We start from the raw sequence: 12,754 nt of genomic DNA, 5'->3' as shown, positions 1-12,754 counted from the left end.
TCATGCCTCTCCCTTGGTCTGCCCCTTGGTGTCGTCCTTCGCGTAGCTGACGAGCGCGAAGAGGAGCAGGTTCTGCAATCGGCTCGCGTTTCGCTCGTTGAAGAGGAACTCGCGCAGCGTCGCGGCCTCCTTCCTCGCCGCGGCCAGCGTCCCCCCTTGCGTGGCGTCGGCACAGAAACGTAGGAACCAGCCAGCGAGCGCATCGGCGGTCTTGGCGCGCAAGATCGAGTTCCGGATCCGCTCCTGCTCCCGCTCGACCGCCCACTCGAAGGGCGCCCCTTCGCTGCGCGCCCGCTCCCCGAGCGCGCGCATCTTCCACCGCCACGCCTCGTGGAACATATCGATGACGGCCTGATCGACGCCGTCCCTGATGGCCTCCTTCATCTCTTGCAGCCCTTTCCGCGCGAAGCGCATCCTGGAGAAATCCTTCGACTCGCCGACGAGGTCGCGGAAGTGCGCCGCCCAGTGCCGGCCGGCGGCGAGGTTCGCCGCGACGAGCTCCGGGACGGGGCTCATCGGCACCGCGTAGCCGTCGCCCTTGCTCCCCGGAACGATCCTCGTCTTCCCGAGGTGCTTGCTCGCGCGCAGGAACACATCGAGCTCGGCGTAGGTCAGCCCGAGCCGGACCGTGGCGCTCCGGTTGATCTGGTTCTTGTCCCACGCGACCTTCCCCATCGCGATCGCGTGGAGACCCGCCACGGCGGGGTTGTCGCGCAGGTCGTCCGCAGTCAGATCGATGAGGAGCCGCAGCGCCGCCTCCTCGACGCCGCCGGCAATGCGTCCGAGATAACCGCCGGTCAACCGGGGCCGCTTGACGTCGACGCTCGCCACGGCGCGCAGCGCCCTGGAGAACGCGACCAGATCGCGCACGTCCGGCACGACGATGCACGCCTGCATTTTCTCCCTGTACGTCCTCGGGCGCAGCAGGAACACCGCGCTGCCCACCATCAGGTAGAGCAGCAGGATCGCCTCCTCCGGGGCGGTCTGGAGCGGCTGCATGCCCGCCACAGCGCCCGGGACCACGGACTGCGGGATCGTCGCGACCGCGGGGAAGCGCCCCGCCGCCGAGCCCTTCTTCGCCGGATCGAGCAGCCCGGTCCCCTGCGCCTTCTGATGGGCGTACGAGGTGATCGCCTTGTACGTGAACAACCCGCGGGACTCGTCGTCCGCGCTCCTGATCTCGACGCGCCTCGGCTCCTTCTCCGACGGGCGCATCTTGTTGTGCTGCAGGAACGTCGCGCAGAGGCCGTTGTGGATGGCGACCCGCAGCTCGACGTTGTCCTCAGCCACGGCCTGGCCGACGAGATCGATCAGCTTGTCCTTGGTGAGCCGGAACGACGCGTCGAGGATCCGCTGCAGCGCCTCCTGATCGGCAAGGTCGTCGCCCCACGCGAGCCTCACACCATCGCGCTGGACGTCGTGCTCGATCCCGGCGGGGGCGCTGCCCCGCCTCGATCGCCACGCGAGCACCGTCGACGCAAGGCCTCCGAGCGCCGCGCGATGGTAGACGGTGTAGTTCGGGTTCGTGAGCCGGTAGATCAGCTCTCTCGCCATCGCGCGCCGGTCCCTTCTCCGGTGGATTCGTCGTAGTCGTAGACGACAGCGTTCTCGGGTGCGACGGGCAGCCCGGCCACGCGCGCCCACCCGAGCACCGCCTGCTTGATCGGGATCGCAACCTCGTGCTCGCGGAGCCACTCGGCGGCCGGAACGCCGTCGCCATGGTCCTGCCGGTGCGCACCCACGTCGCGCGCGAGCAGCACGGTGACGGTGTACCCGGCGCCGCGGGTGCTACCAGGGCGCGTGCGCCAGAGGCCGCTGCGCTCCGGGACGCCCAGGAAGACGGCGGCCTCCTCGGCGGCGGCGTAGTCGATCGCATGCGCCGAGTCGAGGGAGGCGAACTGCTCCGACAGATCGCGCTGGTGCAGCGCGCGCCCGAGCTGCGCGAGGTTGCTCCTCCAGACGCGGCTCGCCTCGATCTCTTCCGCGCTGTAAGGCAGCGCCTCCTTCACCGCGACGGGCACGATCAGCGCCCGCTTCGGACTCCCCGGGGACGTCGGCGTGGCGCGTCGGTTGAGACGTCCGAGGCGCTGGATCAGCGCGGGAACGGGTGCCTCGTCCGTGACCAGCAGGTCCGCGGAGAGATCGAGCGACATCTCTGCCACCTGCGTGGCGACCAGGAAGGCCGGCGTCCCCGCGCGCTTGAAGCGATCGATCACGCGACGGTGTCGGCGGCTGCGATCCCTGTACCGCAGGCGCGAGTGGTACACGTCGACGCCCACCTCCGGGAACCGCGCGATCGCCTCGCGGTACACCGCGTTCGCCCACTCGACCCGGTTCCGTACCCAGAGCACCTTGCCGCCCCCGCGCAGGCAGGCGTCGATCTCTGGCCAGCAAGCCGCCGAGCTCTCGGCCTCGACGAGGCAGTACCGCGGAAGCGTCTCCAGGTCGGCCGGCCCGGGCACGACGTGGACGTCGGGGCGAACCTCGGCCAGCGCGCGCCGGCGCGCCTCCGGCAGCGACGCGGTCATCAGGAGCACCGGGATGCCCGGAAAGTTCTTCAGGAACACCAGCAGGTGACCGAACAGGTGATCGTCGAACGCGTGGATCTCGTCGAAGACGATCGTCGACTGCACGATCGCCGGCAGCGCGCACAGCGCACGGCGTGCGTTCGCCATCAGCCCGAGCACGGTGTCGGCGGTCGTCACCGCGATGCGCGCGTCCCAGAGCGCGAGCGCCTCGATCTTGTCCCGCTCGGCTCTCAGCGCGTTCTTCGCTGACTCGGCGCCGTTCGAACGATCTGCGCCGTGTCCCGCGTCCTCGTCTTCCTCTTGCTCGGCGGTCGTCGCGAGGATGTGCAGGTCGACCGACGCTCGCGAATGGACGAGCTCCGCCGGGACGTCCGCCTCGAGCGCGTAGTCCTTGAAGTGCTCGGTGGTCGTGCCGGTGGTCGGGAGGCAGAAGAACAGGCGGAAGCCCGGTGCGCCGGCGATCTCGCGCCGCGCGCACCATTCGCGCGCCCAGAGGTAGGCGGCGACGCTCTTCCCGGAGCCGCACCCCGCCTCCGCCAGCGTCACGAGCGAAGGGGACGCCGCCACGTGCTCCTGGAACGGCCGGTACCCGAAACCGGGTGGAAGCTGCGAGAGGTCGACCGGCGCACGGCCGTCGTAGGTGCTCCACGCCCAGCGATGGACCAGTCCGGTCAGCTCGCTACGCGTGAGCCGCGTCGACAAACTGCGAGCGATGAACTCCGGGAGGGAGTAGCGCGCTGCCATGACGTGGCGCCGTGCCACTGCGCTCGCCGCCACATCGGCGGCGATGCCGAGCCCCTTCACCAGCGCGACGAAGCGGCGCCGGCGCTCGTCCTCGAAGTCGGCCTCGGCGTCCTGGAAGTCGTCGACCATCTGCTGTCGCATCGGCCCGGCGGCGCGATCCGCACCGTCCCGCCTGCTGCGTCCGATCGTGAAATCGCGCTCGAACCTGGGCGGTGCTGGCAGCCCGAGGTCGGCCGCCATGTCCCGGAGGAGCGTGGCGAAGTCCTCGTGGGCAGCGTGCACGGTCAGCGCGGCGCCCTGGTTCATGCCAACCTGCTCGTCGAACTTGCGGTGGTGACCGAGCGCGCCCCACGTCGCGACCATGAGGACCTCCTCCATCGGCGCGAGCCAGCGACGGATCGCCGGATCCAGCCAGACGAGGAAGCCGGAGATGGTCTCGTGCCGCACGAGCTGCTCGATCTGCGGCTGGTCGTGGACCATCGCCTGGAAGTCGCTGTTGGCCTTCCCGACGTCCTGCATCCAGCCGCACAGCCGCAGCGTCGTGGCGAAGCGCTCGAGCTCGCCTGCGTCAAGCGCTGCCGCCTCCAGGGCGGCCGGACCGATCGCATCGGCCAGCGCCCGGCACGCGGCGGCCACGTCGCGGCTGTGCTGGGTCAGGAGCGCGAAATCAGGCGGGCCATGCTTGAAGTCCTTGCGGTCGTACGACTTCGCGAGGAGCGGCGAGCGCATCACGCCTCGGCCGGCGCCTGCGTCCGGCGAGCGCGACGCCCGGCGGGCACGAGCACGCCGCACCCCATCCGCTGCTTGCCTCCGAGGCCTGCGTACTGGGCCCGCAGCGAGCCCTCCGGCGTCAGCTCGTGCAGCGCCGTCTCGAACCCCACGACGGTGTAGCCGTTGACGGCGATCATGCGCCGTCGCCCGAGCTCGATGCGCGCGACGACCTCCAAGGCGTCGAGCTGCCGCCGCAGCGCTTCCCGGAACGGCTCCGGCTCGGTGAAGCCCTTGATGACGACGATGCGGGCGCGCAGCTCCGCTGCGGGCTCGATCGCGTGCACCGTGGAGACGCCCACCCGCGCGGAGTGTCCGTCGAGCTCGAGACGTTTGCCGGCAAGGCAGAGGACCCGAGCGATCTGGCCAGGCTCCAGCCGGAGGCGAAGGCCGCGGTGTGCGTCCACCGCGAGCAGGCCGTCAGGCCGTGGCACGCCGGAAAGCGGGTGCACCGCGAGCCACCCCGCGCCGTGCAGGTCGCCGGCGATCCGACAGATCGCGCCGAACAGGGCGTAGCCGTGGTCGAGCGGGACGAGATTCGCCGCGAGGCGGAACGCGATGTCAACGCGTGGTGCGATCTCTTGGGACACCGACATCTCCTTGAAGAGGCTGTGCGCTCATGCGACAAACGGCGCATCATCATCGATGAAGCAGAGAAGTTGTACCCGGCTGCGTTCCTATGATGACGGACCGCCCGGAATCGTCTCTCGGTTCTCGAGGAGCCGGAACCGACCGCACTTGGTTAGGAAGAATTCCTTTCTGTCATCTACCCTGCCCCTGCAAGATCCACACGATCAGCACGACAGCTCCAGCAATAATCCCCAGGTTCAATGGATGGACCGGGGAGGTTGCAACAGCCACACCGGCGCAGCCGATCGTAGCAACGAGCTGTTCTCGTCCGCTATCCGCAAAGTTGCCGGGTGCTCCGCATAGCTGGCACGGATGGTGCTCGCAGAGAATCCTCGCCGTGGTGCCGGAAGGCGACCCTTCTCCGATCAACTGATCGACGAAACGAACCAGCCGCCACATCCCTGCCCTCGTCTCCGCACCCTGCAGCCGCCGACGAAGACGAACGCAGCCCGTGTACCCGCCCGCAGTGCCTGCGACGAAGCCCCGCGCGCTTCGCGCAGCGTCCTGCACCACCTGCGACGAAGCCCCGCGCGCTTCGCGCAGCGTCCTGCACCACCTGCGACGAAGCCCCGCGCGCTTCGCGCAGCGTCCTGCACCACCTGCGCCGAAGCCCCGCGCGCTTCGCGCCACGTCCCGCGCCACCCGCGCCGAAGCCCCGCGCGCTTCGCGCCACGTCCCGCGCCACCTGCGCCGAAGCCCCGCGCGCTTCGTGCAAGGTCGCCGCGTCCTCCGCCGTCGCTCAGCCGGGGCACCGGCCGGAGCGCCGTCTGCTCCTGCCACCTGGGTGCTCAGCGCGATGTCCCGCTCCCCGATCACAACGTTCGTTCCCCATGCTCCCTGCGACCTCCTCGCTGCCGGCATGCAACCGCACGATCATGTTCCTGGATCGCGCCCATTTCGTGCTCGCCTGCGACACACGCGCCAGCGCGACTTAGTCCTTGCGTTCATGCCCAAACCCAAAAGCCCGAAAAAATCAGGGACACCCGCCGTCGAGCCCACCCAGCTCCATATCGCCGAGGCGGCCTTCCACCGCGCGAAGCCCGACCTCGACGCGATACCGCTCGCCGGGCTGGAGACGCCGCGACTCGATCTCCAGGCAGCGGCCGTGCAGGCCATCGGCGTGGCCAAGGCGCTCTCCGCGCCCGAGCTGCGCCAGCGCATCGCGGCCATCGCCGCGGCGGGCGCGCTCGACGCCGCGCTGCTCGAGGGGCTCGAGAGCGTCGCGTGGGCGACATGGTTCGCCCGGCACAAGCTCCTCCTCACCTCGGCCACGCATTCCGGCGCGGCGCTCCCGCCCTCGCTCGTCGAGCGCGCCTACGAGACGCGCGCGCGCATGCTGAAGACGCTCGAGTACCACCTCGACAGCGACGCAGAGGCGACAGCGCAGCTCGCGCACCTGCGCGCGGGTAGCGGCCACCTCGACCTCGCCAACGACTTGTCCGCCGCCGCCGACATGTACCGGAAGCACCGCGAGGCGATACAGGACGACAAGCGGAACTTCCGCAGCGAGGACGAGAAGGACGCGAGCGCCCTGGCGGAGCAGATCCTCCGCCTGCTCGGCGCCACGACGACGCCCGACCAGACGCTCTGGAAAGGCTACCAGGCGCGCGCCGCCAAGCTGCTCTTCCGCCACTACGACGAGGCCGTCCGCGTCGGCCGGTTCCTCTTCTATTACGACGATCCCGAGGGCCGCTTCCCCAACCTGTACACCGCGACGCGCTCCGCGCCGGCGTCCCCCCGGCCCGACAAGGGCGAAACGAAGCCGGATGCCAGCCCCGTGAAGCCCGAAGCCACCCCCGCCGAGCCGCCCGTCCTCGGCATCGCCTGATCCGGACGCGCGCGCTAGCCTGCCGCGCTCCTCCATCCCCGCCATCCCCCGGCATCACGCCGCTCGTGCACGCCAGCCGGTTGCGCGACGGCACCGGCACACGCCTCACCACGCCTTCCGCCGCGCGCCCAGGGCGCTGTCAAGCAGGGGCCCCCGGTCGCCCAGGGGCCCCTCTCACGGAACCGGACTTGGCGCGTGCACGCCCAGCGTCAGGACATCAGGCCGAGTACGAAGAGGGCGTCGGACCAGAGCGGCCAGAGCGTGCGGAAGGGGTGGGTGGCCAGCAGCAGGCCGCCGTTCGGAAGGCGCCGGACGTAGTAGGGCGAGTGGCGCTCGATGAACCGGACGTGTCTCCCCGTGGCGACCTTCACCTCGTAGGAAGCCTCGCCCTCCCTGGGACCTTCGATGATCTCCTGGACGAGCTCGCGCGCGCGAGGCTCGACGGAGCGCCATGCTTCGTCCGGCACCGCCGAGGCTTCGAGCGCGTCGACCAGCGTGGCCGGCGGCATGGATAGCGCCGCGAGCACCTGTTCGCGCGTGAGATCCTCGTCGCCTACGAGGCGGGCACGAGGGACGCGCCGAACGGCGTCGGGGCGAGTCGGGCGGTCTGCCCGCGATCGGGACGCAGCGCGGTCGAGGTCGTCGTGCTCGTCGACGCGCTCGACGGTGCTTGCGACCCCGACGCGCGCCCCTCTGGGAGCGGCTTCGACGCGCGCATGCAGCGCGTCCAGGGATAAGCCCGCAGCGCGCCGCACGATGTCGCCGTCGTGGATGTGCAACCACGACAGGGCGAGATCCCGCGCGACACTCGCGGCATCGGCGTGATAGGTCGCGCACGCCTCGACAGGCGCGGGCCAGCCGAAGACCGCCGAGCACGCGCCCGTCGTCACGCGGGGACGCGCGTCCGGCGCGCACAGGCCGAGCAGGATATCTTCCATGTCCTGCTCGAACTGCATCGAGATCATCGCCGCCTCGGCCTCCACGGAGCGCGCATCGTTGCCGATGGCGATCTCGAGGCAATACGGGTAGAGCCCCTTCCACTCGTAGGTGTGTACGCGCAGAGGGCCGCTGGCCCACCGGCGTTCGTGTTCTTCACCATAGCAGTCCAGGCTCAGACCATACCTGGCCAGCCACCTCCACTTCGTGCCGAAATCCACACATATCTGCGAGCGTGCCTTGAAGGCGGGACGTGTCACCGCGATGACCTCGTCGAGGGGAACCCTGCTGCGCCACAGGTGTTCGGACGATCCAGGCGTGGAGAGGCTGACATCGCAGAGTCCCCCCGGGTAGACGAGCGCGGAGAGGGCCGCCGCGAAGGCGTCGAACCGGTCCGCCTCGTCACACCACGCATAGAAATCGGGTCCCCGTTCACTCCGCGCTTGGTTCATGGGTCGACGACCTCGAGGACGCCTGGCTCACTGCCAGGGCTCCGACCACCGTTCTCCGCGCGCCGCAAGGCGGCGCCTCGCGTCTGTGTCATGACGTGATGCCCAGCAAGAAGAGGGCGTCGGCCCAGAGCGGCCACAGCGTGCGGTACGGGTGGGTCGCGAGCGTCACACCGCCGCTCGCGAGGCGCCGTACGTGGTAGGGGGCGTGTTGCTCGAGAAACCGGACGTGTTTGCGCGTGGTGAGGTCCACATCGTGCGCGGGCGCGCCCTCTGCGATTATCTTCATGATTTCGCGGGCATATGGCTCCACGGCGCACCATTCATCGTCCGGGAGCGCGGACGCCTCAAGCGCGTCGAGAAGCACTTCCGGTGCAGTATCAACGGCCCGTAGAACTGCTTCCCGCGAGACCTCAGCGCCGCCTTTGACCGCGATGCGCGCCCCGTGCGGAGCAGCGTCGACGCGCGCACGCAGCGCGTCCATCGACAACCCCGCGGCGCGTTCCACCTTGTCGCCGTCGTGCAGGTGCACCCACGAGAGAGCTAGATCACGCACGACCTCCGTGGCCGTCGCGTGGTAGGTCGCGCCGATTTCGATCGGGGCGCCCCAGTGCCCGAGCTTCGTACATCCTCCGGTCGTTACGCGCCTGCTCGCGCCCGGCGCGCATAGGCGGAGCAGGAGATCCTCCACGTCGTCTTGGACAACGAGTGACGCCATGGCCGCCTCAATCTCGACCGATCTCGCGCTGGCGAGCAAGCCGACGGGCAGGCGAAGCGGGAGCAGTTCCTCCTTGTCGAACGGCGACATGCCGAGTGGACCTGAGGCGCCGCGGCGGAGCTGCCCGTCGCCGCAGCAGTGGCCGCTGAAGCCTAGCCCACGTCCGGAGCTTAGCGTCACGCCGAAGGACGCCCAAGCGTACGCGTCCGTGCCGAACTGGGCATGCAGCGTCGCAGCGACTTCGTCAACAGGAATCTCCTCACGCCGTGTGTCGAGTATCGACAGGCTGCTACAGAACCGCCACGGGTGAACGAGAGCCGACAGCGCCGCTGCAAATGCGTCGATTCTATCCGACTCGTCACACCACGCGAAGAACGAAGGGGTTGATTCCCTCAAAACCCGCTGACCGCTTGACTCGCTCATATCTCAATGACCCTGACAAAATGCTTGAAACCCTCTCCGGAAATCTGAACGGTCTGACCTGTGGCCTTGTCGAATAATAACCATTCTTGATGATCTTGTTGTGATCGTCGAACGCCACGCCCTTCTTGATGATTATCTCGACTCTTGTAACGTCGCCGGCGAGCCCCTTCTCTTTCAGCGCCTTCAGAGCGTTCGTCAACTGTTTGATCGCTTCCTGGACGTGCGTCCCACTTTTCGCCTCGCTCACTGCCAGTTTGTTCCCTCGGGTCACCGTCACAAAATCGGGCGCCTTCGCGATGTCGCTGTAGGCGGGAGCCGTCCTCGGTATACCCAGCACTGTGCGCACGCCGTCGTCGCCAACGCCGATCAAGGCCCGCCCATCGTCCAGTAGGAACTTGGCCGCTCTGCGCTCGAACGCGTCGATAAACTTGGTGGTGACCGCCCCGCGCAGCGTCTTGTACGATGTGCGCCGGGGCGCGCGCAGCGCTGTCGCGAGCTCCTCGCCCATCTGCGCGATCTCCTCGGCGACCCGAATCGCATCCGGCGTTAGCCCGCCGGCGCGACTGACCGCGCGCCACATCGGCCCGACCGCCCCGAGCCCGAACCCCACCCCCGAGAAGATCCGCTCCTCGGTGCTCAGCTCCTCCCCCGCCGGCAAGCACCACGCCTTGCCCGTCACCGCCTCGCACAGGTCGAGCGCCGGCCCCACCACCGGCACGAACCCCACCCCGATCCGCGTCGTCGCGTGCACCAGCGTCTGCATCACCCCCGCGTACGCCTCGACCCCCTCGCCGACCGTCGACATCGCCCCCGCGAACGCGCTGATCGTCTGGTAGAGCTGCGTCTGCTCCAGGTCGAGCGCCCCGCCCGTCCAGAGGTTCAGGCCGTCCTTCATCTGCTCCGCGAGCGCCCCGAACCTCGGCTTCAGCACCGTGTCCACCTGCGCTCGCAGGTCCGCCGGCACAGGCGAGTCCACGAACCAGCTCGATGCATCCATGAACCGCCGCACGACCTCGCTGATCCGGTTCTGCGCCTTCAGGAACGCGTTCGTCTCCGAAAGCGACACCCCCATCCGGTCGCGCAGCGCGATCTCCAGCGCCGCGCTGTTCTCGCGCCACGCCCGCACGTTCGCCACGAAGTCCGCCCGCGCGATCACCGCGCCCCCGCTCACCGCCGCCTCCAGCGCCGCGATCACCGCGTCCGCGTACGCTGCGTACGGGTCCCGCCCCTCGTCGAACGCGCCGTCCACCTCCGCGATGTCCGGCACCTCCACCCACGGCACCTCGCTCTCCCCGAGCGAGTAGCCCCACGGGTCGTCCGGATCCCACCCCTCGGCGCGCGCGTCCTGCGTCGCGAGGTCCGCCACCTCGTCGGCCTGCGCGCCGAACTCGTCGAGCAGCCGCGCGAGCTCTTGCTCCAGGTCGCTGACGCTCTTCTTCAGGTCGTCGACGAACTGCTCCATCGCCGCCCGCGTCTCCGCGTCGACAACGTCCTTGTATCGGTCGAGGATCGCGTCGAGGTCGGTCCGCGAGATCTCGTCCAGCGGCCGCTGCACCAGGTCGTGCAGTTCCGCGTCGAGCTGCCGCAAGAGGTCCATCTTCTCCCGGAGGTCCGCGACCCTGGCGGCGTCGCGGAGGAGCTCCGTCATCAGCCGGGCGATCCTGACCTCCAGCTCCGCGATGTCACGCGCGAGGTCCGGGTTGATCTCCGCGAGGCTCAGGTCGACCGCGGTGTTGCCCTCGAACCCGGTCCCGTCGCGGCGGATGTTGAAGAGCGGCTTGTTCAGCCCGAGCGGCTCCGAGACGAGGTGCACCACGTCGTGCGCGCGGGTGCACCAGTCGTTGCCGTTCACTGTGTGAACCCGGAAGTGGAAGTCGTTGCTACCCATGCGCAGCAGCACCGAATCGAACTCCGCCTCGAACGTGTTGCTCTGGGAACCATCGGCTTCGATCTGCAGCGCGTCCGGAACCGAGTACGTGGGCAGCGGCGTCTGGTTCACCTCGAAGAAGGCGTCGCCTTCCATGTCCAGCTCGGCGATCCCACACGAGCCGACGTCCTGGTGGCCGCTCCAGAGAAGGGTGTACGGCGTGCCGGCCCGCGCGAACGACGGCGTCACCACCGCCGCCACGGTGACCAGCGCGACGAGCTTCTGCAGCGCCGCGGTGCTCCAGCCACGCCGCGCCATCTCCTTCGAGCCCCTCATGTCCCCTCCGCGCCGCGCACGGCGGCGTCATACGCGATCGCGGCGCCCTTCACGTCGCCCGCGTCGAGCCGCGCCTGCGCCGCGTCGAGCGCCGCCGCGGCCATCCCCTTCTCCCGCAGCGCCGAAAGACCCGCCGCGATCTTCCGCGGCAGCTCCGTCCTGAGCTCGACCTCCGCGGCGTCGAACCGCCCTCGCAGCTCCGCGCACCCGGCCTCGCGCCACGACGACCCAGCCGCCTCGCAGAGCGGCCGCATCTGCACCAGCGAAAGGAGCTCCCCGTACCGCGCTGCCAACAGCGGCAGCCCGAGCTTCTCGCTCACCGGAGGCGCCGCCGACAGCGCCGCCGCCCGCGCGCGCGCCACCTCGCGGAACCTCTCCGACGCCCTCTCGATCCGCGACCGCGCGATCGCCTCGCGCGCCCCCTCATCGCCTTGCACCACGCGGAGCGCCTGCCGCCGCAGCGCGATGCCGCCGAGCAGCGCCGTCGCGGTCGCGTCGCTCCGGGCGACGCGCCGCTGCGCGTAGCCCAGCATCGCGCCCAGCGAGCGCCGCGCCCCCGAGGTCATGTCCGGCACCACCGCGCCGTGCGTCGCCAGCACCTCCTTGTGCGGCGCGATCGCCTCCTCGAACGAGACCGCGAGCGCCTGGAGCTCCGCGGACAGCGTCATGATCTCCGCGGCGAGCTCGTTCGGCGCCCGGCTCGCCTCGCGCGCCGCGGCGAGCACCGCCTTCTCCGCGCCGTCGAGGCCATCGATGTCCGACCGCGACGCCTCCGCCGAGAGCTCCGCGTACGCCGCCGTCTCCGCCGCCTCGGTCGCGCGGTAGTCCGCGAACCGCGCCGCGACGGCCGCGTACCTGGACACGAGCGGCGCGGCGTCGCGCCGGGCCCCGTCGAAGACCGCCTGCACGGCCGCCATCGCCTGCTTGTCGGCGGCGAGCGAGGCGGCGAGCGGCTCCTCCTCGGCGCTCGCCTTGTCGGTCATCGCCCGCGTGAAGTTGTCGGCCGCGCGGACCGGCTCCTCCTCGAGGATCCCCTCCTGATGACGCCTGTACGTCAGGAGCATCCCGAGGAGTTCGCCGTGCAGGGTCGCCCGGAGCGACTCGGCGTGCTTCTCCTCGTCGCGCACGTAGGCCACGGCCCGATCGAGGTTGTCGAACCAGGCCGTGAGCTCCCCCTCGCTCGCGACGAACGCGTCGGACACGCTGAACGGCGGCCGCGCCCACATCTGGATGGGTAGCTCGCCATCCGCCTCGGCCTTGCTCCACGCGCTGCCCGGGCCCTCGCTCGCGTCCACGCAGCGCTCGACAACGCTAGCGTTCGATTGCGCGCAGAACCTGCCTGGCGCGTGTTCCTCGCGCTCCCACAGGCACCCTGTCGCCATCGCGCCCAGCGCCAGGACGGCCACGGCCACGACGAGGATCGCCGTCCGTCGCCTCAATCTCCTTCTCATGAGCATTACCTCCACCCCGCGAGTCTTCCCGCCCGCGGACGCTCGCCCGCTCATTACCCAGGAGCAAGGGTCCACA

The 12,754-nt window shown here is 69.9% G+C and carries 8 protein-coding genes; 1 reads left to right on the top strand and 7 read right to left on the bottom strand.

All coding sequences use genetic code 11. The annotated features are described in order from the left end of the window. From cas8a1 to cas6, 3 genes are read right to left on the bottom strand one after another with little or no spacing between them, the layout of a single operon-like run. Positions 1-1,554 (bottom strand): type I-MYXAN CRISPR-associated Cas8a1/Cmx1, encoded by a 1,554-nt coding sequence (gene cas8a1 / locus WMF42_RS44830; RefSeq protein ID WP_061612232.1) that lies wholly within the window; start codon positions 1,552-1,554, stop codon positions 1-3. Beyond that, positions 1,539-4,001, bottom strand: a complete 2,463-nt coding sequence (cas3, locus tag WMF42_RS44825) for a CRISPR-associated helicase Cas3' (RefSeq protein WP_437689422.1) — start codon at positions 3,999-4,001, stop codon at positions 1,539-1,541. Before cas3 ends, cas8a1 begins: the two co-directional genes overlap by 16 nt. After that, on the bottom strand, positions 4,001-4,630 hold the full coding sequence (gene cas6, locus WMF42_RS44820; RefSeq protein ID WP_199694249.1) for a type I-MYXAN CRISPR-associated protein Cas6/Cmx6: 630 nt from the start codon (positions 4,628-4,630) through the stop codon (positions 4,001-4,003). The genes cas3 and cas6 overlap by 1 nt, the downstream gene beginning before the upstream one ends. Positions 4,631-5,616: 986 nt before the next feature. Between cas6 and WMF42_RS44815 the strand changes: the two genes are divergently transcribed. Continuing rightward, positions 5,617-6,498, top strand: coding sequence for a hypothetical protein (locus tag WMF42_RS44815; RefSeq protein WP_437689420.1), 882 nt, complete (start codon positions 5,617-5,619; stop codon positions 6,496-6,498). 209 nt (positions 6,499-6,707) lie between these two features. Here WMF42_RS44815 and WMF42_RS44810 read toward each other — a convergent pair whose 3' ends face one another. The 4 genes from WMF42_RS44810 to WMF42_RS44795 form a co-directional block, all read right to left on the bottom strand. Then, a complete protein-coding gene (locus WMF42_RS44810) occupies positions 6,708-7,886 on the bottom strand; it encodes a hypothetical protein (RefSeq protein ID WP_437689418.1) in 1,179 nt (392 codons plus the stop codon). A gap of 88 nt (positions 7,887-7,974) precedes the next feature. Continuing rightward, positions 7,975-9,024 (bottom strand): hypothetical protein, encoded by a 1,050-nt coding sequence (locus tag WMF42_RS44805; RefSeq protein ID WP_437689416.1) that lies wholly within the window; start codon positions 9,022-9,024, stop codon positions 7,975-7,977. Continuing rightward, entirely contained in the window at positions 8,960-11,227 is a 2,268-nt protein-coding gene (locus tag WMF42_RS44800; protein ID WP_437689414.1) for a hypothetical protein, read from the bottom strand. The genes WMF42_RS44805 and WMF42_RS44800 overlap by 65 nt, the downstream gene beginning before the upstream one ends. Continuing rightward, positions 11,224-12,678 carry a hypothetical protein gene (locus WMF42_RS44795; protein ID WP_437689412.1) on the bottom strand — a complete coding sequence of 485 codons (1,455 nt, stop codon included), beginning with the start codon at positions 12,676-12,678 and terminating at the stop codon, positions 11,224-11,226. The genes WMF42_RS44800 and WMF42_RS44795 overlap by 4 nt, the downstream gene beginning before the upstream one ends. Positions 12,679-12,754 lie beyond the last annotated feature (76 nt).

This window comes from Sorangium sp. So ce176 (assembly GCF_051519835.1).
Classification (GTDB): Bacteria; Myxococcota_A; Polyangia; order Polyangiales; family Polyangiaceae; genus Sorangium; species Sorangium cellulosum_G.
Note: the sequence above shows the minus strand (reverse complement) of the source record. Positions and strands in the feature narration are given on the sequence as shown.

Bases quoted from the DNA above. Each gene is read 5' to 3' on its own strand.
- cas8a1 (WP_061612232.1), bottom strand. From the start codon at position 1,554: ATGGCGAGAGAGCTGATCTACCGGCTCACGAACCCGAACTACACCGTC.
- cas3 (WP_437689422.1), bottom strand. From the start codon at position 4,001: ATGCGCTCGCCGCTCCTCGCGAAGTCGTACGACCGCAAGGACTTCAAG.
- WMF42_RS44815 (WP_437689420.1), top strand. From the start codon at position 5,617: ATGCCCAAACCCAAAAGCCCGAAAAAATCAGGGACACCCGCCGTCGAG.
- WMF42_RS44810 (WP_437689418.1), bottom strand. From the start codon at position 7,886: ATGAACCAAGCGCGGAGTGAACGGGGACCCGATTTCTATGCGTGGTGT.
- WMF42_RS44805 (WP_437689416.1), bottom strand. From the start codon at position 9,024: ATGAGCGAGTCAAGCGGTCAGCGGGTTTTGAGGGAATCAACCCCTTCG.
- WMF42_RS44800 (WP_437689414.1), bottom strand. From the start codon at position 11,227: ATGAGGGGCTCGAAGGAGATGGCGCGGCGTGGCTGGAGCACCGCGGCG.
- WMF42_RS44795 (WP_437689412.1), bottom strand. From the start codon at position 12,678: ATGAGAAGGAGATTGAGGCGACGGACGGCGATCCTCGTCGTGGCCGTG.